Consider the following 19,980-nt stretch of genomic DNA (forward strand, 5'->3'; position numbering starts at 1 on the left):
CCGGGTTATCCTCCCCCCCGCCCACTTTTTCTGTCACCCCACCCCCCCTCCCTACCCCCTGATGGGCCCCCCCCGGGCCACAGACGAAAGGGAGACGTCACCCCGATGACCGCCAAGCTCTACACCCCGGACGCGGTCCTGGGACTCGACGAGTTCGAACAGCAGGCGCTGGCGATCGCCGAGGTGCTGCGCGAGCGGCAGGTCGCCCCCGGCACCCGGGTGCTGCTCAAGGCCGGCAACTCGGTCGGCTACCTGGCCGCGCTCTTCGCGCTGATGCACCTGGGCGCCTCGATCGTGCTGGTCGACCAGCAGGACCGGCCGGCCGAGACCCGGGAGATCTGCGCCCGCGCCGGCGTGGCCCTGTGCCTGGTCGACGACGACGCGCCGCTGGCCGCCGAGTCCGCGCGGACCTACCTCTACGAGCTGCTGCTGGCCGCCGCGGACCAGCGCCCGGCCACGGCCGCCCTGGACTTCAGCACCTGGTGCGCGCTGCCGGACGGGCTGGTCATGTGGTCCTCCGGGTCCACCGGCAAGCCGAAGGGCATCGTCAAGACCGGCGGCTCCTTCCTGACCAACCTGGAGCGCAACGCCGCCCACATGGGGCACCGGGCCGACGACGTGCTGCTGCCCATGCTGCCCTTCTCGCACCAGTACGGCCTGTCCATGGTGCTGATCGCCTGGCTGGCCCGCTGCTCGCTGGTGATCGCCCCCTACCGCCGCCTGGACCACACCCTGCTGATGGCCGGGCGCTGCGGCGCCACCGTGCTGGACGCCACGCCGGCCACCTACCGCAGCATGCTCAACATCATCGGGCGCCGCCCGGCCGCCGCGGCCGAGCTGCGCACCGTGCGGATGTTCTGCAGCGGTGCGGCCCCGCTCAGCCCCGGCCTGGTCGACGACTACGTCGCCGCCTTCGGCCTGCCGCTGCTGGACAGCTACGGCAGCACCGAGCTCGGCAACATCGCCTTCGCCACCGGCGACAACGCGGTGGACTGCGGGCAGGTGATGGACGGGATCGGGCTGCGGATCGTGGACGACGAGGGCACCGTGCAGCCGGCCGGCGAGATCGGCGAGATCGAGGTCGACACCCCCGACATGATGACCGGCCTGCTGCTCCCGGACGGCACCTTCCGGCCGGCGGAGCGCGGCTGGTACCGCACCGGCGACTTCGGCCGGCTGGACGCGGCGGGCAACCTCTCGGTGGTCGGCCGCAAGCTCGCCGTCCACCGCAACGGCTACACCCTCTACCCGGAGATCATCGAGCACAAGCTGGCCGCCGGGGGCGTGCTGGCCAAGGTGCTCGCCCTGCCGGACGAGCGGCGCGGCTGCGAGCTGGTCTGCTTCGTCGAGGACGAGGGGCAGCAGGACCGCGCGGTGTGGCGGGAGCGGATCAACGAGCTGCTGCCGGTCTACGAGCGGCCCAACCGGGTCGAGGTGCTGGACCGCTTCCCGCTCAACCGCAACGGCAAGCCGGACAAGCGGCAGCTGGAGAACCTGCTGGCGGGAGCTGCGGCATGACGACCGATCAGCCCACCGCTGCGCCCACCGCGCTGGTCTTCCCCGGCATGGCGCCCACCCGGTTCGCCGACGTGGGCGAGTTCCTGCTCTTCGACCCGTACGGCCGGCGCCGCCGCCAGGAGGCCGACCGGGCGCTCGGCCACTCGGTGCTGGACGAGTACCGCACCTGTGCCGAGGACTACGGCGCGGCCGCCCAGGTCGCCTACCTGACGGTCTGCCTGGCCCTGGCCGACCGGGCCGAGGCCGAACTCGGCGTGGCCCCCGAGCTGTGCGCCGGGCCGAGCTTCGGCCAGCGCGCCGCGGCCGCCTACGCCGGCTCGCTGCCGTTCGCCGACGCCGTCCGGCTCACCGCCGAACTCGCCCGCTGCGAGGAGGAGTACTTCGCCACCGAGCACCGGGACATGGTCACCCTGACCTTCCTGCGCACCCCCGAGGAGAAGCTGCGCGAGCTGCTCGCCGAACTCGACGAGCTCGGCGAGCCGCACGGCATCTCCGGCCACCTGGACGAGGGCTTCCACCTGCTCACCCTGCGGGAGCCGGCGCTGGACCGGTTCCGCAGCCGGGTCAGCGAGCTGGGCGGCTACTCGCTCTACACCATGCGCCCGCCGGTGCACGCGCCCGCCTTCGGCGAGTTGCGCCGCCGGGCCGAGGAGCAGGTCTTCGCCCGCTACACCGTCGAGGCGCCGCGGCTGCCGGTGGTGGCCGACCAGGACGGCTCGATCGTCACCACCGCCGAGGCGATGCGCACCATGCTGCTGGACACCTTCGACCGCCCGATCCACTGGCCGAAGATGGTCACCACGCTGCACGAGCACGGCATCCGCCGGCTCTGCCTGGCCGGCCCGGAGAACCTCTTCGCCCGGCTGGACTGCACCCGGGAGGGCTTCGAGCTGCTCAACGTCACGCCGAAGAGCGCGATCTGACGGGACGCCAGAAAGGTTGAGGGGGCGGCCGGTTCTCCGGCCGCCCCCTCAACCGTGTCCCGTCACCCCGTGTCCGGTCACCCCTCCGGCAGCTCCACCGGCGCCAGCGCCTCGAACAGGTCGCCCGGCCCGGGGTTGGCCGGGTCGCAGGCGCCGCCCAGGTGGTGCAGCACCCCCCAGACCGCGTTCAGCGCCGTGCTCACCGCGCCCTCGGCGAACCCGCCGGTCCACGAGACGTCGTCACCGGCCAGGAAGAAGCCGCGCTGCTGGGCCGGCAGCCCGTCCTGCCGGAAGTGGGTGAACAGCCGCCGCTGGTAGCGGTACTGGCCCGGCAGGTTGGCCTTGAACGCGCCGGTGAACCACGGCTCGTCCTCCCAACTGACCGCGATCGGCGGGGCGATGACGTGCCGCCGGATGTCCACCCCGGGGTAGATCGCGGCCAGGGCGCGCAGCACCGCCGCCAGCCGCTCCTCCGGGTCCAGCGCGACCACCCGCTGCGAGTCGTCGTTCCAGGTGTAGGAGAGGCACATCACCCCCGGCCGGTCCGGCCCGTCGTCGAACAGGTAGACCGAGCGCGGCAGCCGGTCGGTGAGCGTCATCCCCATCACGGCCCGGCCGGTGGCCTCGTCCCGGTCCAGCCAGAACGGGCGGTCGGTGAGCACGAAGAGCTTGGAGGAGGACATGTAGTGGGTGCGCTCGATCGCCGACCAGACCGGGGCCGGCAGCAACGCGTCGGCGCAGGCCACCCGGCTGCGCAACAGCCGGTGCTGGCCGGTGAAGACCGCCGCGCGGTAACTCCGGGTGGCCCCGCCCGCGTCGGTCACCTCGATCCGGTCGCCGACCCGGGCCAGCGCGGTGACGGCCGGCTCCGGACCGTGCGGGTGCAGCTGGGCGAGCGAGCTCCCGGCGGGCCAGTGGGCCGGCTTCTCCACCTCCAGCCCCCAGAGACCGAGCGGGAGTTGCTCGCAGCCGCCGACGATCGTGTGCTGTTCGGCGTCCGCGCCGGTGTACACCACCCGCAGGATCTCCAGCATCGAGTTGGGGAAGTCGGTGTCCCAGCCGCCGGTGCCGAAGCCGACCTGGCCGAAGATCTCCCGGTGCCGGAACGAGGCGAAGGCGGGCGCGGCGCTGAGGAAACCGTAGAACGACTGGTCGTCCAGCCGCGGCACCAGGCGGTTCCAGACCGCCTTCAGGGTGCGCACGTCGCGCCGCCGGATCGCGTCGTCCATCACCCAGAGCTCGGCTTGCTCGCGCAGCGTCTTGTCCCAGGCGTCGGCCACCTCCTGGTACACCGGCGGCAGGTCGCCGGCGGCGTCCGCCCAGTGGCTCACCCCGCCGAGGTCGATCACCGTGGTCGGGGTGGCCGCGCTCAGCGGGTTGGGGAAGGGGCTGGTGCGCAGGCCCACCGCGTCGATGTAGTGGAAGAGCGCGGTGCCGGACGGCGGGAAGCGCATCGCGCCCAGCTCGGCCACCGTCCCCGGGTGGCCCTCGAAGGCGGCCGAGCGCATCCGCCCGCCCAGCCGGCCGGCCTCGTACACCACCGGGCGCAGCCCGAGCCGGAGCAACTCGTGGGCGGTCACCAGGCCGGCGATGCCGCCGCCGACGACGGCGACCTCGGTGCCGAGCACCTCGTCCGGCAGCCGGCCCAGGCCGGCCGGGTGGCGCAGCCACGCATCGTAGGGGAAGGGGAAGTCGGGGCAGAGCATGGTGAGCGGCGCGGCGGCCCCGTCGGGGCGGCCGGAGGCGGGCAGGACCATCTGGGCTGAACCCCTTGGCAGGTCGAGGCTGTCGGGTCGGGGGAGGGTGGGGGGAGTGACGGGAGAGGCTCGGGGGAGGATCGGGTGCGGAGAAACGCTCAGGACTCGCGGTAGAGCTCGGGGCGGCGGTCGCGCAGGTAGCCGGTGGTGGCGCGGGCCTCGGCCACGGCGGCCGGGTCGAGGTCGGCGAAGAGCAGCGCGGGCGCCCGGCCGGCCTCGGCCAGCACCGTCCCGTCCGGACCCACCACCCGGCTCGACCCGCAGTACGGCGCGCCGGTCTCGTCGCCGGTCCAGTTGGCGTAGGCGATGAACAGCTGGCTCTCGAAGGCCCGGGCCACCACCAGGGTGCGCGGCACGATCTCCCAGGGCCCGGCCAGCGCGGTCGGCACCACCAGCAGCTCGGTGCCGGCCAGCGCGTGCGCCCGCACCGCCTCGGGGAACTCCACGTCGTAGCAGACCAGCAGACCGACCGTGAGCCCGTCCAGCTCCGCCTGCACCACGCCCTCGGCGCCAGGGGCGAAGGCCGCCCGGTCGAAGTCCCCGAACAGGTGCGCCTTGCGGTACCGGGCGAGGCTGCTGCCGTCCCGGTCGACCAACTGCACCGCGTTGTACACCGCGCCGCCGGACACCTCCGGCCAGCCGTAGAGCAGTGCGATCCCGCACTCGGCGGCGATCTTCGCCACCTGCCCGGCCAGCGGTCCGTCGGCCGGCTCCGCCAGCTCCCGCAGCCGCCGCGGCGCCCGCTGGTACCCCGTCAGGTAGAGCTCGGGCGTGACCAGCACCCGGGCGCCGCCGGCGGCGGCCGCCCGGGCGGTCTCCCGCAGGCGCGCCAGCGCGGCGGGCACGTCGTCGGTGGGCGTGGCGGTCGGCTGCCAGGCGGCGATTCTCACAGCACCCAGGAGTACCAGCCCGCACCTGGGGGAGCCCCTAGAGAATCGGCCCGCCTGCCACCCCGACTCGGCCCGGCGGGGTCAGCCGAAGCTGCGGCGGTACGTGTGGGGGCTGACACCGGTCGTGCGCTTGAAGCGGTCGCGGAACGCGGTGGGCGAGCCGAAGCCGACCTGCGCGGCGATGCGCTCGACGCTGTGCGGCGTGCTCTCCAGCAGGTGCTGGGCCTGGCGGATGCGGGCGCGGTGCAGCCACTGGAGCGGGGTGGTGCCGGTCTGGTCGCGGAAGCGGCGGACCAGGGTGCGGGTGCTGATCCCGGCGTGGGCGGCGATGTCGCCGAGGGTGAGGTCGCGGGCGAGGTCGGCGCGCAGCCAGCTCAGGACGGGTTCCAGCTCGGAGCTCCGGGGGGTCGGGGTGTGGTCGTGGACGATGAACTGGGCCTGCCCGCCTTCGCGTTCCAGCGGCATCACGGACAGCCGGGCGGCGTCGGCGGCCACCGCGGAGCCGTAGTCACGGCGGATCAGGTGCAGGCACAGGTCGAGGCCGGCAGCTGCACCGGCGGAGGTGAGGAACTGCCCGTTGTCGACGTACAGCACGTCCGGGTCGACGTCGACGCCCGGATGGGCGGCGGCGAGCTGCGGGGCGGCGACCCAGTGGGTGGTGGCGCGCAGGCCGTCGAGCAGGCCGGTGGCGGCCAGCGGGAAGGCGCCCGAGCAGATGGAGGCGATCCGGGTGCCCGCGTCGGCGGCCTGCCGCAGCGCCGTGCGGACCGCGGGTGGCAGCGGCGCGGTCGGGCGGGCCGTGCCAGGAACGATGATCGTGTCCGCGCCCGTGAGCCCGTCCAGCCCCCAGGGGGCGCGCAGCGTGAAGGCGCCGGCATCGACCTCCGGCTCCTCCGCGCACACCCGGACCTGGTAGCCGGGCCGTCCGTCCGGCAGCCGGGTGCGGGCGAAGACCTCCAGCGGGGTGGACAGGTCGAACGGGATCACCTGGTCGAGCGCGAGGACCGCGACGGTGTGCATGTCCCGAACGTACCCGACGGCCTGGCACTATCCCGTTGGAGCCTGTCATTTTTGCCACTGGGCGAGGGACCGTGGCCGGCATAGCGTCGTGGCTCGGCCGGCGCTCGCCGGTCACCTCTCCGAGGGCCTGTCTGACAATTCCCGCCGGGCGCGCGACGCCGGGCATCCCGGCTGGACGCACCGGCGGATCATCCAAGTACGACCCAGTACGAGGACGATCCGCCGGCACGCCCAGCCGGGCGCCCACCGCCGCGCGCTGATCCGACGCGAATTGTCAGACAGGCCCTAGTCCCCCGAAGGACATCCGCATGCATGCCCAGATCGTGCTGTTCGACGGCTTCGACCCACTCGACGTGATCGCCCCCTACGAGGTCCTGCACGCCGGCGGTACCGCCTCCGCCGGGGCGGTGAGCGTGGCACTCGTCTCGGCGGAAGGACCGCGTGACGTGGTCAGCGGCGCCGGGGGGCTGGTCCTGCGCGCCACGGCCGCACTGGATCCCGCCCGTCCCGGGCTGGTCCTGGTCCCCGGCGCCGCCGGCCGGGTGGGCGAGCCCGACGAGGTTCCCGACCACGACGCGGGGGTGGAACGCCCCTGGCGGCAGGACGAGTTCATCCCGGTCCTGCTGGGCCGCACGCTCACCACCGAGCTGCCCGCGCTGCTGCGGGCCGCGATGGACAACCCGCAGCTCCTGGTGGCCACGGTGTGCGGCGGCTCGCTCGTCCTGGCCCTGGCCGGCCTGCTGGAGGGCCGTCATGCCACCACCCACCACCAGGGCCTGGACCTGCTGGACGCCACCGGCGCCCACGCGGTGCGGGCCCGGGTGGTCGACGACGGTGACCTGGTCACCGGCGCCGGCGTCACCTCCGGTCTCGACCTGTCCCTGTACCTGCTGGAACGCGAGGTCGGCCCGCAGATCGCCCACGCCGTGGAGGAGTTGTTCGCCCACGAGCGCCGCGGCACCGTCTGGCGCCACCAGGGCCCCGCTCCCGCAGCACTGTGACCACACACGCCACCGACCCCCACCACCCGCACCACACCGCGAGGAAGAAGCACACCATGTCCGTCGAAGGCACCTGGGACCTGAGCATCGCCACTCCGATCGGCCGGATCAAGGCCGTCGTCGACCTCCGCCAGCAGGGCGACACGCTCGCCGGCACCGCGCACGGCGCCGGCGAGGCCGTGCCGCTGCACGAGGTGCGCCTCGACGGCGACCGGCTCACCTGGCAGCAGGCCGTCACCAGGCCGCTGCGCCTGAACCTCGCCTTCGCGCTGACCGTCGACGGCGACACCCTCACCGGCACCTCCAAGGCCGGACGCCTGCCCGCCTCCAAGGTCACCGGCCGTCGCCGCCCCACCGACATCGTCACCGCCGGTGGCACGCGGAACCTCTAGGACTTCCCCCAGCCGCCCTCCGCCAGGGTGGTGCCATGGGCAACCCTGGCGAGCGCACCCTGACCGTTCGCGGCGGCGGCACCGCGACGGCCGTCCGGCTCAACGTGCGCGACCTGCGTTCCGGGCCGATCTACACCCCGCGGGTCTTCTGCTACCGCGAGACGCTGGACGGCGAGAAGCTGCGGGCTTCGCTCGCCGCCGTGCTGCGCCACTACCCCGTGGTCAGCGGGCGGCTGCGGAAGGCCCCCGAGGGCCTCGAGGTCGACTGCAACGACGCCGGGATCCGTTTCACCGAGGTCGAAGCCCCGGGCGCGGTCCCCGAGTTCGGGCCGGACCGGCGGATCGGTGCGGCGCTGGGCGGCTATCTGGACCGGATCTCCCCGCTGCACGCCACCAAGCCGGACACCCCGCTGCTCACCGTGCGGCTGACCAACCTGGCCGGCGGCGGCTCGGTGCTCGGGGTGGCGCTGCACCACTACCTGGCCGACGGCGCCGGGCTGCTGCGCTTCCTGGCGCACTGGTCGCACGAACACCGCGGGCTGCCCTTCCCCGAGCCGCACCACGAGCGCGAGCTGATCGACCGGCTGGGCGATGCGGCCGGTCCCGGAGCCGCCGCGCACAGCAGCGAGTTCACCGTGGTCGGCCGCCTGCGGCTGGCGCGCTTCGTGCTGCACGCCGCACTGGCCGGCGCCCGGCTCGACACCGTCACCCTGCGCTTCACCGCCGCCGAACTGGCCGCGCTCAAGGCGGCCGCGTCGGCCGAGGGCGCCGACGGCGTGCCGCTCTCCGGCAACGATGCGCTCACCGCCCACCTGTGGCGGCTCTTCAGCGAGTTGCGGGACCGGCCGGACCAGGACGGCGACCACCTCGGCCTGATCGCCGGCCTGGGCCGGCTGCCCGGCCTCGGCCTGCCCGAGCAGTACTGGGGCAACGCCGTCTGCCACCTGACCACCACCATGACGGCGGCCGAGGCCCGCACCGCCCCGCTCGGCGCCGCCGCCACCGCCGTCCGCGCGGCCCTCGGCGCGGACCACGCGCAGCGGATCCGCGACGAGGTCGCCTACCTGCGCACCCAGCGCGCGGCCGGCCGCGCCGGGCGGGTGCTGCCGCGGGCCGCACTGTCCTCCTACGACACCGAGGTGCTGATCAACAACCAGTCCCGGTTCCCCTACTACGAGATCGACCTGGGCGCGGGCACGCCGTTCTGGTGCGAGCAGCCGGCCGCCCCGGTGCCGTACCTGGTGGACGTGATGCCCACCCCCGGCGCCTCGGGCGGCCGCGACGTGCACCTCAGCCTGCCCCGTGCCCACGCCGCCGCGTTGGGCGGCGCGGGCTGGCAGCAGCGGGTGCACGCGTACGCCTGAACCGGGTGCCGTCAGGCGGTGTAGCCGCCGTCCACGGCCAGGGCGGTGCCGGTGACGTACCGGCCGCCGGGGCCCGCCAGGTAGGCCACCGCGGCGGCGACGTCCTCGGCCCGGCCGTACTCCCCGAGGGCGGTCAGCGAGCGCTGGACGTCGGCGCTCTCGCCGTCGGCCGGGTTCATGTCGGTGTCGATCGGGCCCGGGTCCACCACGGTGGCGGTGATCCCGCGCGGGCCCAGCTCCCGCGCCAGGCCCTTGGTCAGGCCGATCAGTGCGGACTTGGCCATCGCCTGCAGGACGAAGTCCGCACCGGGAACCCGCCCGTTGAAGCACGACCCGATGCTGATGATCCGGCCGCCCTCGCCCAGGTGCCGGGCGGCGGCCTGGGCGGCCAGGTAGACCGAGCGGACGTCCACCGCGAGCACCCGGTCCAGCTCCTCGGCGGTCACCTCGGTCAGCGGGCCGTGGGTCAGGAAGCCGGCGTTGTTCACCAGGACATCGAGCCGACCCAGTTGCCGCACGGTCTGCTCGACCGCCTCGGCGGCGGCGGTCGGCCCGGTCAGGTCGGCCCGGATGGCCACGGCCTGTCCGCCCGCCGCCTCGATCTCCGCCACCACCGCACGGGCCCGGTCCGCGGCCGTCACGTAGGTCAGCGCCACCGCCGCCCCCGCCGCGGCCAGCCGCCGGGCGATCGCCGCGCCGATCCCGCGGCTGCCCCCGGTCACCAGCGCCACCTTGCCGGTCAGGTCACCCATCACTGCCTCCTCCGTAGCCGGTGTGCTCGTCATGCCGGGAGCGTAGGAGTTGACACCAATGGCAGGTTCAAGCTCCCGGCGGCCGCGAGTGCCCGGGCGACGGGCTCGCCCGGCGACTCGCGGCCGCGGGGTTCGATCAGCGCGCCCGAGCCCTCTCCCGCTCCTGCCGGGCCAGCAGCGCCACCTGACGGACGGTCGGCTGCTGCACCAGCTCGCCCAGCCGCGCCATGAACGCCTCCTGCCCGCCGGTCGCCAACAGCGCGGCGCAGACCCCGGCCAGCATGGCCAGCAGCGCCAGCGAGTCGCCGCCCAGCAGGTGGAAGTCCGCGTCCGGCTCCAGGCGGGCGTGCGGCAGGTGCAGCACCTTGGCCCACACCTCGGCCACCGCCTGCTCGTCCTGGTCCAGCACGCTCTCGGCGGCCGGTTCGGTGCTCGCCGCGAACGGGTCGGGCAGCCGCTTGCCGTCCACCTTCCCGCTGACCGTGTACGGCAGTTCGTCGAGCAGCAGCACCGCCGCGGGCACCAGGTGGCGCGGCAGCCGCTCGGCCAGGTAGCCGGTCAGCCGCTCGGCGGTGAGCTCGGCGGGGTCCGCCCCGGCGGCCGGCAGCACGTAGCCGCACAATGCCTTCCCGCCGCCGGGCCGGGTGCGCGCGACCACCACCGCCCGGCGCACCCCCGGGTGGCCCTCCAACGCCTGGGCCACCTCGGCGGGTTCCACCCGGTGGCCGCGGATCTTGACCTGGTCGTCGGTGCGGCCGATGAACTCGATGCCGCCGCCCGGCAGCAGCCGGGCCAGGTCGCCGGTGCGGTAGACCCGGGTGCCGTCGGCCAGTCGGACGAACCGCTCCCGGTCCAGGTCGGGCCGGCCCCGGTAGCCGCGGGCCAGCTGCACCCCGCCCAGGTACATCTCGCCGATCTCGCCCGGCACGGTGAACCGCTGCTCCGCGTCGAGCAGGTGGACCGTGCAGTTGTCCATCGGCACGCCGATCGGCACCGCGGTGGCCGCCGCGTCCGCCTCGGCGTCGAAGGTGTGCACGGTCAGCCCGATGGTCGCCTCGGTCGGGCCGTACAGGTTGACGATCCGGCACTTGGGACCGAACATCTGCTGGGCGCGCGCGGCCACCGGGACCCGCAGCTGCTCGCCGACCACCACGATCGAGCGGAAGTCGGCGGGGGACAGCTCGAGTTGGCCGATCAGGTCGAGGTGCGAGGGGGTCAGCGAGAGCGCGTTGGCGCCGGACTCGGTGAGCAGCCGGGTCAGCGAGAGGTGGTTGGGCTCCTCGGGCATCAGGACCACCTCGCCGCCGACCAGTAGGGGCAGGAAGATCGAGGTGCCCGAGACGTCAAAGGACGGCGAGGTGAGCCACGGCAGCCGGCTCTCCGCGTCGATCAGGAACTCCCGGGTCGCCCAGTGCACGTAGTTGAGCAGCGCGCCGTGCTCGATCTGCACCCCCTTGGGGCGCCCGGTCGAGCCGGAGGTGTAGATCACGTAGGCCAGGTCGCCGGGCGCGGGATGGGCGTCGGACGGCTCCCCGGCCGGCGCGTCGGGCAGGTCGGCCAGCTCGATCACGGTGCACCCGGCCGGCAGGCCGTCCCGGGCGGCGCCTCCCACGGCACTGCCCCCCTCCACCAGGCAGAACTCCGCCCCGGCGTCCGCCAGCAGGCCGGCCACCCGGGCGGCCGGGTACTGCGGGTCCAGCGGCAGGTAGGCGGCGCCGGCCCGCAGCACGCCCCAGACCCCGGCCATCCCGGCCACCGTGCGGCCCGCCAGCAGCCCGACCACCGTCTCCCGCCCGGCGCCGCGGCGGCGCAGCTCGGCCGCGACCGCATCCGCCCGCCGGCTCAACTCCCGGTAGCTGACCGGGCCTTCGGGGCCACTCAGGGCGGTGCGGTGCGGTGTCCGGGCGACCTGCTCGCGGAGCAGCCGCACCACCGAGGTGCCGGTGGGCACGGCCCGCTCGGTCCGGTTGCCCGCCCACTCCCGGTGGGCCCGCGGGGAGAGCGCCTCCGCCAGCCGGTCCAGCAGCTCCTCGGCGCGGGCGGCGGTACCCGGGCCGTCGTACCAGGCCAGGGTCAGCTCGGTGCGGCCCGGGTGCTCCACCAGGTCGACCTCGGGCGGGGTGGCCGGGCCGGGGGTGCCCAGGGTGTAGACGGCGGTGGCGCGGAACTCCGGTGTGCTGAGCCGGTCGAGCTCGACCGCACCGAGGTGCGAGAGGTAGGCGGTGGCGCCGTGCCGGCCGTCGCGCACCGTGCTCGCGTCGACGGAGCGCAGCGCCAGCCGGACCAGCGGCAGCGGCAGCCGCAGCGCGGTCGGGTCGGCCCGCATCGCCAGCTCCCGGCCCTCGGCGAGCGCGCCGAGCAGCCGGCCCTGCACCTGCTGCCAGTCCTCGCCGGGGGCGACGTCCAGCGGCAGCGCCTGGGCCAGGTCGGCGGTGGAGCGCAGGTCGGGCAGGTGGCGGCGCAGGTCCACCGGGACCAGGAAGCGGCCGCCCTGCGGGGCGTACTGCGCGGTGAGCGCGGCGGCCAGCTTCGCCACCGCGCCGGGGTGGGTGCCGTCCACCGTGCGGCGGCGCCACAGCAGTTCGCGCGCGCCGCGGGGGAGCCGGCCGAGCGGGGAGGTCCAGTTGCGGGCTCGCTCGGGGGAGCGCGGGGGCAGGCCGGCGGGCAGCTCGAGGTCGTCCAGCAGCTCGACCACGTTGCGGGGGTCGCTGGCGGGCTGCGGGGCCAGGCCCTGCAGGGCGCGGAACACCTCGGTGGCCCAGAGCAGCACGCCGCGCGCGTCCATCACGCCGTGGAAGGCGCGGAAGACGACGGTGCTCGGGGTGCCCCCGACGCCCGGGGTACCCCCGACGCCCGTGGTGCCCGGGTCGCCGGCGACCAGCAGCACCTCGCAGGTGGCGCCGGTCGCGTCCGGCAGCGGGGCGCGCAGCGCCGGGGCGTCGAGCGCGGTGCGGTCGAAGTCGGCGCCGTCCAGCACGCGGACCCGCGGCGCGGTGCCGCTGTCCTGCCATCTTCTTCGGTGTCGGACCAGCCGGGCGCCCGGGCAGGCCGCACCGGCGGCGGCCACCGCCGAGCGCAGCTCGTCCGGGTCGAGCCGGCCGGCGCCCTCGACGAGCAACTGGACCACCGGATGGCGGCCGTGGGGGAAGCCCAGGAACCACCAGTCCATCGGCCCGAGGGCCCGACCGTGGCGTTCGCCGGTGTGTGGCACAGCGTCCTCCTGTGGGAGAGGTGACGTGACGCTCCGTCCCGGGCCGGGGTGGCCCGGGTGTCGGGCGGTCGGGCGGTCGGGTGTCGGGCGGCCGCGGCCGGAAGGGCGCGGGTCGGGGCCGGTAGCTCCGTCGGCGGTCAGGCGAAGCAGCGCAGGCGGCGCTGCCAGCCGGCGGTGCGCAGCGCGGCGGCCTGGTCGTGCGGCAGGCTCAGGTGCACGTCGCGCCCGCCGTCCTCGCCGGGCGTCGGCATGATGTCCACCGTCCAGGGGAACGGCACCTCGGGGTACTCCACCCAGAACGGCCGTCCCGCGCCGAAGTCCATCCGGTAGAAGGGCAGCCTGGACCGGTTGTTGAGGGCCAACCAGCCGTCGTCGCGGTAGGCGCCGAGGGCCAGCCGGTTGGTCACCCGGTGCGAGCGACCGGCCGCCCGCTGCGCGTCCAGGAACGCGGCGTCGGCGCACAGCCGTTCCGCGGTCAGCTGGTCGCCGGCGCCGCGCACCGCCTCGGCCACGCTGCCTAGCGGTGCGGCGGCCAGCTCGGCGGCCGGCCGGGTCAGGTAGGTGTAGCAGGCGGCGTTGCCCCAGTAGGCGGCGGGCACCGCGCCACCGGCCCGGGCCCGCAGGTCCGCGGTCACCCCGAGCGACTCGACGGACCGCTCCGGCCGGGCCCGCAACTCGGCCAGCACCCGCCACAGTTGTGCGGCGAGCGCGTCATGGGTGGAGACCCAGCGCCCGGTGCCGGCCAGGTCCGCCATCGCGGTGTCCTTCAGCGCGGCCAGTTCCGCCGGCTCGAACCGCACGGTCACGGTGGCCAGTTTCCCGGCCCGGGTGATCAACCTGCCGAGCAGCGCCAGGTGTTGGAGCCGTCCGGCCACCGTGTAGTGCTCGTTGGCCGCCCGGGCCGCGGCCGGGGCGGCGGTCCCGAGTTGCTCCAGCAGGGTCCGGTCGTGCAGCGGATCGGCCACCGGCAGCCCGCGCAGCTCGTGCGACCAGCTCTCCAGGAAGGCCAGCATGCTGGTGCCGTCGGCCAGGGTGTGGTTCAGCGCCACGCCGAGCACCGAGCCGCCGTCCGCCAGCCGGGTCAGCTGCACGGCCAGCAGCGGCGCGTCGCCGTCCACCACCGAGAACGGGTTGGGCTGGTGCAGGTAGCGCTTCAGCCCGGCACCGGCCCGCGAGTCGGGCCCGTGCTCGGGCAGCGGCTCGGCCCGGTGCACCTCCACGAAGTGCACGCCGGCATCCGTGCAGTGCACGCTGTAGCCGCCGTCCGGGTCCTTGCGCAGCCGCCCGGCGGCGATCGGGTAGCGGGCCAGGGTGCGTTCCAGGGCGGCCCGCAGCGCGGCGCCGTCCAGCGGCCGGCGGTAGAAGAAGACCCGGGGCGTGTAGACCGGCCCGGTCAGCAGGTCGTGCGGGCTCAGCCGCACCCGCCCGCCGTCGCCGCTGCCGCCGCGCACCGTGAACCGCTGCTCCCGGGCGGACCGCGCCGCCCGGCCGCGTTTCCTGGTCCGACGCTCCCACACCTTCGCTGCCCTCCGCGGCGATCGGCCCTCGGCGAGATGGGCTCGGGAGCCAAGGATGGCGCGGGGGCGGTGGGGAAAACCCTAGTCCTGCTCCGGGCCGCTATATTGAGCTGCCGTGACGGGGAACGCAGGAGATCTGGTGGGCGGCCGCTACCGCCTGGGGCGGGCGATCGGCCAGGGCGGCATGGGGCGGGTCTGGCAGGGCACGGACGAGACCCTCGGGCGCCCGGTGGCCGTCAAGGAGGTCTTCCTACCCGTCCACCTGCCGCCGGAGGAGCACCGGGAGCTGGCCGGCCGGGCGGTGCGCGAGGCCCGTGCGGCCGCCGTGCTCAACCACCCCGGCATCGTCACCGTGCACGACGTCGTCGAGCACGACGGCGCACCCTGGATCGTGATGGAACTGCTGGCCGGCGCCTCGCTCGCCGCGGTGCTCAAGGCCGAGCAGCGGCTGCCCTGGCAGCGGGTGGCGGCCCTCGGCGCCGACCTGGCCGACGCGCTGGCGCACGCCCACGCGGCCGGCATCGTGCACCGCGACATGAAGCCGGACAACGTCTTCCTGGCCGGCCGCCGCACCGTGGTCACCGACTTCGGCATCGCCCGGGTGCTGGACGCGAGCACCAAGCTCACCCAGAGCGGGATGGTGATCGGCACCCCGCAGTACATGTCGCCCGAACAGCTGGAGGGCACCGCGGTCGGCACCGCGAGCGACCTCTGGTCGCTGGGCGCCACCCTGTACACCGCGGTGGAGGGCGGTGCGCCGTTCGACGGCCCGTCGATCCCCTCGGTCTGGCTTGCCATCACCCAGCACCCGCTGCCGCCCGCCGCCCATGCCGGGCCGCTCGGGCCGCTGCTGGCGGCGCTGCTGGAGAAGGACCCGGCCCGCCGGCCCAGCGCGCGCGAGGCCGCCGACCGCCTGGAGGCACTGAGCACTGCGCCCGTCGCGCCGGTGCCCACCCCCACGGTGGCGGCCACCGCGGTGGCCGCCGCGGGGGCGTACGTCATCGGGCCGTACGGCACCGTGCTGCACGACGCCGCACCGGCAGCCGACCCGCCGCGGGACGCCGCGCCGCACGTCAGTGCCCCACCCCCGACCCCCCTGCTGGTGTCCGCCCCGTCCCCGTCGGGCGAGCCCGCCAAGTCCGGGGGAGGGGCCCGCGAGGTGGTGATCGCCATCCTGGTCGGCCTGCTGCTGATCGGCGGCGCCTCCTGGGGGGCGATCGCGGCGCTGCCCCGGTAGCCGGACCGGTCCGCCGGCCGACTGGCATTTCGGTCAGGGTGGCACGGGGGCCGGGCCGGCCCGGGTAGGGTGGGGGACCATGGCCGGTCGTAAGACGTCAATCCTGGAAGCAGCCGCGCGGGTGATCGCCCGCCGCGGGGTCCGTGGTCTGCGGGTCGAGGAGCTCGCGGCCGAGGCGGGGGTGTCCACCGCCCTGATCTACTACCACTTCAAGGACCGGACCGGCATCCTGCGCCAGACCCTGGAGTTCATCAACGACCGGGCCGAGCGCTACACCACCGAGCGTGAGGCCGGCGCCGCGGAGCTCACGCCGCGCGAGGAGCTGGAGCGGACGCTGCTGCTGGAGCTCCAGGACACTGCCGAGGTGCGGGAGAACAGCACCGCCTGGGGTGAGCTGCGGGCCAGCGCGGTCTTCGAGCCGGAGCTGCGCGAGGACCTGGCCAGGGCCACCCTGATCTGGGTGCAGGAGATGGCCGACCTGCTCGGCCGGGTGACGCCGATGGCCTCGGCCACGGCGCTGGCCGCGGCGGGCGAACGGCTGACGGCGCTGCTGGAGGGGCTGAGCATGCGCTGGCTCAGCGGCGGCATCCCGCTCGACCACGCGAGGACCCTGCTGGTCGAGGCCATCGACGCCGAACTGAAGCGCCTGCAGCGGTAGCACCCTCCGGCGGCAGTACCTGCCCGGCCGGTCCCGCTTTTCCTTTTCTCTCCTGGGTGCCCAGGCTTATGGCCGCTCTCTCCTGGGTGCCCAGGCTTATGGCCGCAATCTTGACTGATTTTTCAGTCAGTGCGAGAGTGAGCGTACCGGGGCCGCCGCGCGTGCACGGCCGCGCCGCCCCGGCCGGCGAGCCGGTCCCCGCCGTCTGCGGCGGCGTCCCGGCCGCGCCGGAGCCATACTCGATCAGGAGAGCCCCATGAACGCCACGCACAGCGACCACCCGTACGGCAACGGCGGCGCAGGCACCCCGGCGCCCGCCCGGGTGCCCGGGGACGACGTGCCGCACGTGCGGACCTGGATGTCCTGGCCGTCGCGCAAGTCGGTCTGGGGGCGGCAGCTGCGCGGGGTCCAGCAGGACATCGCGCTGATCGCCCGGACCGTCGCCCGCTACGAGCCGGTGGTGATGTGCGCCCCCGACGCCTACTCGGTCGACGAGGCCCGCTCGCACTGCGGCGGCAGCGTCACGGTGATCGACTCGATCCCCACCGACGACCTGTGGATGCGCGACACCGCCCCGGTGTTCCGGCGCGACGGCCGCGGCGGGCTGGAGGCCGTCGGGCTGAACTTCAACGGCTGGGGCCGCAAGCAGGTCCACGCCGACGACGCGTACGTGGCCGAGGGCATCGCCCGGCTGAACCGGCAGCCGTTCCATCGCGCGGAGTTCGTCGGCGAGGGCGGCGCCATCGAGACCGACGGCGACGGCACGGTGCTGGCGACCGAGAGCAGCCTGGTCAACAAGAACCGCAACCGCGGCATGAGCCGCGCCGAGATCGAGGCAGCGGTGCTGGACGCGTACGGCGCGGTGAAGATGATCTGGGTGCCCGGCATCAAGGGCAAGGACATCACCGACGACCACATCGACGTCACCTCGCGCTTCGTACGCCCCGGCACGGTCCTGGTGCAGCTGCCGCCGAACGGCCGCACCGACGTCTGGGCCCGGGACGCGCGCGAGCAGTTCGCGATCCTGGCGGGGGAGACCGATGCGCGCGGGCGCCGGCTGGAGGTCATCCGGGTCGACGGCCCGGACACCGTCCGCTCCCGCAACAAGGACTTCGTCGACTCCTACCTCAACTTCCACCTGGTCAACGGCGCCGTCATCACCGCCCAGTTCGGCGACCCGGTCAAGGACGCGGCGGCGGCGCGGACCCTCGCTGCCGCCTTCCCCGGGCGCGAGGTGGTCCAGCTCGACGTCGACCGCCTGATGGCGGGCGGCGGCGGCATCCACTGCTCGACCATGCACGAGCCGCTCGCCTGAGCCGCGCCGCTCGCCTGCCCCCAGCCGCTTCTCCTGCCCTCAGCTGCACGCCTGGTCCCGCGACACCGTGCTGCCCGCCCCACCCCTGCCCCACCGGAGAGAACCCATGCCCTTCACCGAGCTGTCCCGCCGCACCCTGCTGCGCTCCCTCGCCGGCGCCGGTGCGCTCGCCCTCGGCGCCACCGCCTGCTCCGGCCCCGACGACGCGGCCGACCCGCAGGCTTCCGCCGGCCCGGCCGGCCGGTCAGCCGGTGCGGCGACGGCCCAGCCCGCCGCGGGCACCGGACGGAAGCTGGGCGCGGAGTGGGAGAAGCACGAGCGGACCTTCATGGCCTGGCCCGCCTCCGCGGACGTCTGGGGCGGCCAACTCGGCGCGGTGCGCCAGGACATCGCCTCGGTGGCGCGGGCGATCGGCGGGCGCGAACCGGTGGTGCTGCTGGTCCGGCCCGGTCAGGAGGACTCGGCCAGGAACGCCTGCGGCTCGGACGTGGAGCTCCTCAGCACCCCGGTGGACGACCTGTGGGCCCGTGACACCGTGCCGGTCTTCGTCAGCGAGGGCGGAAAGGTCAAGGGCGTCGACTTCAACTTCAGCGGCTGGGGCGGCAAGCAGACCCACGCCAACGACGCCGGGATCGCCCGCGCGCTGCTCACCAAGTACGGCCTCGACCGGATCGCCACCCCGATCGTCGCCGAGGGCGGCTCCTTCGAGAGCGACGGCCAAGGCACCCTGCTGATCACCGAGAGCTCGGTGGTCAACGGCAACCGCAACCCGGGGAAGAGCCGCGACCAGGTCGAGGCCGAGCTGAAGCAGGCGCTGGGCGTCACCAAGGTGATCTGGCTGGCCGGGGTGCGCGGCAAGGACATCACCGACGCCCACGTGGACTGCCTGGCCCGGTTCGCCGCTCCCGGCGTGGTGCTCCTCGACCGGGCCTTCCCCGGCACGCCGGCCGACGTCTGGTCGCGCTCGGCCGACCAGGCGCGCGCCGTCCTCGCGGAGGCGACCGACGCGCGGGGCGGGAAGCTCGAGGTCGTCGAACTCACCCAGCCCGACCCGGACCGGATCACCGGGCGCGGCGACGCCTTCGTCTCCTCGTACCTGAACTTCTACGTCGGCAACAAGGGCGTCTACCTGCCGCTCTTCGGCGACCAGCAGGCCGACGAGGCGGCCCAGGCGGTGCTGCGGGAGCACTTCGCGGACCGCGAGATCGTCCCGATCGGGATCGACACCATCGCCTCCGGCGGTGGCGGCATCCACTGCTCCACCCACGACCAGCCCGCCGCCTGACGCCGCACCCACCGCACGCCCACTGCACCCACCAGCCCCGCCGTCCCCGAGGAGGACCGCCGTGCAGTTGACCCCCACCGAGCGCGACCGGCTGCTGATCTTCACAGCCGCCGAACTGGCCCGCGCCCGGCGCGCCCGCGGCTGCCGGCTCAACGTCCCCGAGGCCACCGCGCTGATCGCGGACACCGTCTGCGAGGCGGCCCGCGACGGCAGGCGGCTGGCCGAGGCGATCGAGGCCGGGCGCAGCGTGCTGAGCGCCGCCGACGTGCTGCCCGGGGTGGCCGACCTGGTCACCGAGGTCAGCGTGGAGGCGGTGTTCGAGGACGGCACCCGGCTCGCGGTGGTCGCCGATCCCTTCGGTGGCGGGCGCCTCGGCGAGCGGGCACCCGGCGCGGTGCTCACCGGCCCGGACCGCGGGTACCTCCCCGAGCCGGTCGTCGTCCTGACGGTGCGCAACACGGCGACCGTGCCGGTGAGCGTCACCTCGCACTTCCACTTCTTCGAGGTGAACCCGCGCCTGGCCTTCGACCGGGCGGCCGGGTACGGGATGCGGCTGGCCGTGCCGGCCGGCTCCGCGACCCGCTTCGACCCCGGTGCGGAGACCACCGTCGGCCTGGTGCCGATCGGCGGGGCCCGGGTCGCGATCGGGTTCGCCGGGCTGGTCGACGGCCCACTGGACGCGCCCGGCGCCAAGCGGGAGGCCCTGCGCCGGGCCGCCGCCTGCGGCTACCTCGGCGCACCTGACGACGATCGGGAGGACCAGGCGTGAGCAGCAGCATCGCACCGCAGGAGTACGCCGCGGTGCACGGCCCGCGGGCCGGTGACCGCGTCCGGCTGGGGGACTCCGGCCTGATCGTCCGGGTCGAGCAGGACTCCCAGGCACCCGGCGACGAGTTCCTGGCCGGGTTCGGCAAGACCGCCCGCGACGGCCTGCACCTGAAGGCCGCCACCGTGCGCGCCACCTGCGACGTGGTGATCAGCAACGTGCTGGTGATCGACGCGATCCAGGGCATCGTGAAGACCTCGATCGGCCTGATCGGCGGCCGCATCGCCGCCATCGGCCGCGCCGGCAACCCCGACACCATGGACGGCGTGGACGTCGTCGTCGGCACCGGCACCACCATCGTCTCCGGCGAAGGC

16 protein-coding genes and 1 pseudogene are annotated in these 19,980 nt (G+C 74.9%); 11 read left to right on the top strand and 6 right to left on the bottom strand.

All coding sequences use genetic code 11. The annotated features are described in order from the left end of the window. Window positions 1–105: 105 nt before the first annotated feature. Both ACQRUO_RS29900 and ACQRUO_RS29905 read left to right on the top strand, forming a co-directional pair. Window positions 106–1,518: a class I adenylate-forming enzyme family protein gene (locus ACQRUO_RS29900; protein WP_428319229.1), complete on the top strand. Its 1,413-nt coding sequence runs from the start codon at window positions 106–108 to the stop codon at window positions 1,516–1,518. Beyond that, on the top strand, window positions 1,515–2,441 hold the full coding sequence (locus ACQRUO_RS29905) for an ACP S-malonyltransferase (protein ID WP_428319230.1): 927 nt from the start codon (window positions 1,515–1,517) through the stop codon (window positions 2,439–2,441). Before ACQRUO_RS29900 ends, ACQRUO_RS29905 begins: the two co-directional genes overlap by 4 nt. Window positions 2,442–2,518: 77 nt before the next feature. Here ACQRUO_RS29905 and ACQRUO_RS29910 read toward each other — a convergent pair whose 3' ends face one another. The 3 genes from ACQRUO_RS29910 to ACQRUO_RS29920 form a co-directional block, all read right to left on the bottom strand. Continuing rightward, complete coding sequence (locus ACQRUO_RS29910) at window positions 2,519–4,198, bottom strand: flavin monoamine oxidase family protein (protein WP_428319231.1); 1,680 nt, start codon at window positions 4,196–4,198, stop codon at window positions 2,519–2,521. Between the two features lie 98 nt (window positions 4,199–4,296). Beyond that, entirely contained in the window at window positions 4,297–5,097 is an 801-nt protein-coding gene (locus ACQRUO_RS29915) for a carbon-nitrogen hydrolase family protein (protein WP_428319244.1), read from the bottom strand. 72 nt (window positions 5,098–5,169) lie between these two features. Further along, on the bottom strand, window positions 5,170–6,108 hold the full coding sequence (locus ACQRUO_RS29920) for a GlxA family transcriptional regulator (RefSeq protein WP_428319232.1): 939 nt from the start codon (window positions 6,106–6,108) through the stop codon (window positions 5,170–5,172). Window positions 6,109–6,416: 308 nt separating this feature from the next. On the opposite strand from ACQRUO_RS29920, the gene ACQRUO_RS29925 reads away from it, so the two are divergent. Genes ACQRUO_RS29925 through ACQRUO_RS29935 form a run of 3 tightly spaced genes read left to right on the top strand, consistent with a single transcriptional unit; the run spans window position 6,417 to window position 8,865 of the window. Further along, window positions 6,417–7,109: a DJ-1/PfpI family protein gene (locus tag ACQRUO_RS29925; RefSeq protein WP_428319233.1), complete on the top strand. Its 693-nt coding sequence runs from the start codon at window positions 6,417–6,419 to the stop codon at window positions 7,107–7,109. 56 nt (window positions 7,110–7,165) lie between these two features. Beyond that, on the top strand, window positions 7,166–7,501 hold the full coding sequence (locus ACQRUO_RS29930) for a hypothetical protein (protein ID WP_428319234.1): 336 nt from the start codon (window positions 7,166–7,168) through the stop codon (window positions 7,499–7,501). A 35-nt stretch (window positions 7,502–7,536) separates the two neighbouring features. Beyond that, on the top strand, window positions 7,537–8,865 hold the full coding sequence (locus ACQRUO_RS29935; RefSeq protein WP_428319235.1) for an acyltransferase: 1,329 nt from the start codon (window positions 7,537–7,539) through the stop codon (window positions 8,863–8,865). Window positions 8,866–8,876: 11 nt separating this feature from the next. On the opposite strand, the gene ACQRUO_RS29940 is transcribed toward ACQRUO_RS29935, so the two are convergent. The 3 genes from ACQRUO_RS29940 to ACQRUO_RS29950 all read right to left on the bottom strand — a co-directional run bounded on the left by ACQRUO_RS29940 (window position 8,877) and on the right by ACQRUO_RS29950 (window position 14,345). After that, window positions 8,877–9,617: an SDR family oxidoreductase gene (locus ACQRUO_RS29940; protein ID WP_428319236.1), complete on the bottom strand. Its 741-nt coding sequence runs from the start codon at window positions 9,615–9,617 to the stop codon at window positions 8,877–8,879. Between the two features lie 136 nt (window positions 9,618–9,753). Further along, window positions 9,754–12,828 (bottom strand): amino acid adenylation domain-containing protein, encoded by a 3,075-nt coding sequence (locus ACQRUO_RS29945; RefSeq protein WP_428319237.1) that lies wholly within the window; start codon window positions 12,826–12,828, stop codon window positions 9,754–9,756. A 137-nt stretch (window positions 12,829–12,965) separates the two neighbouring features. Further along, window positions 12,966–14,345 (bottom strand): acyltransferase, encoded by a 1,380-nt coding sequence (locus tag ACQRUO_RS29950; RefSeq protein WP_428319238.1) that lies wholly within the window; start codon window positions 14,343–14,345, stop codon window positions 12,966–12,968. Between the two features lie 115 nt (window positions 14,346–14,460). On the opposite strand from ACQRUO_RS29950, the gene ACQRUO_RS29955 reads away from it, so the two are divergent. The 6 genes and pseudogenes from ACQRUO_RS29955 to ACQRUO_RS29980 all read left to right on the top strand — a co-directional run. Then, window positions 14,461–15,582 (top strand): serine/threonine-protein kinase, encoded by a 1,122-nt coding sequence (locus tag ACQRUO_RS29955; protein WP_428319239.1) that lies wholly within the window; start codon window positions 14,461–14,463, stop codon window positions 15,580–15,582. Between the two features lie 79 nt (window positions 15,583–15,661). Then, on the top strand, window positions 15,662–16,240 hold the full coding sequence (locus tag ACQRUO_RS29960) for a TetR/AcrR family transcriptional regulator (RefSeq protein ID WP_428319240.1): 579 nt from the start codon (window positions 15,662–15,664) through the stop codon (window positions 16,238–16,240). Window positions 16,241–16,496: 256 nt separating this feature from the next. Further along, window positions 16,497–17,555, top strand: a complete 1,059-nt coding sequence (locus ACQRUO_RS29965) for an agmatine deiminase family protein (protein ID WP_428319241.1) — start codon at window positions 16,497–16,499, stop codon at window positions 17,553–17,555. 106 nt (window positions 17,556–17,661) lie between these two features. Further along, window positions 17,662–18,840, top strand: coding sequence for an agmatine deiminase family protein (locus tag ACQRUO_RS29970; protein WP_428319242.1), 1,179 nt, complete (start codon window positions 17,662–17,664; stop codon window positions 18,838–18,840). A gap of 61 nt (window positions 18,841–18,901) precedes the next feature. Beyond that, window positions 18,902–19,609 (top strand): urease subunit gamma, encoded by a 708-nt coding sequence (gene ureA, locus ACQRUO_RS29975; RefSeq protein WP_428319243.1) that lies wholly within the window; start codon window positions 18,902–18,904, stop codon window positions 19,607–19,609. Continuing rightward, window positions 19,606–19,980: pseudogene (locus ACQRUO_RS29980) on the top strand (urease subunit alpha); the annotation flags it as partial. The gene ureA and the pseudogene ACQRUO_RS29980, both read left to right, overlap by 4 nt.

This window comes from Kitasatospora sp. LaBMicrA B282 (assembly GCF_050325825.1).
Classification (GTDB): Bacteria; Actinomycetota; Actinomycetes; order Streptomycetales; family Streptomycetaceae; genus Kitasatospora.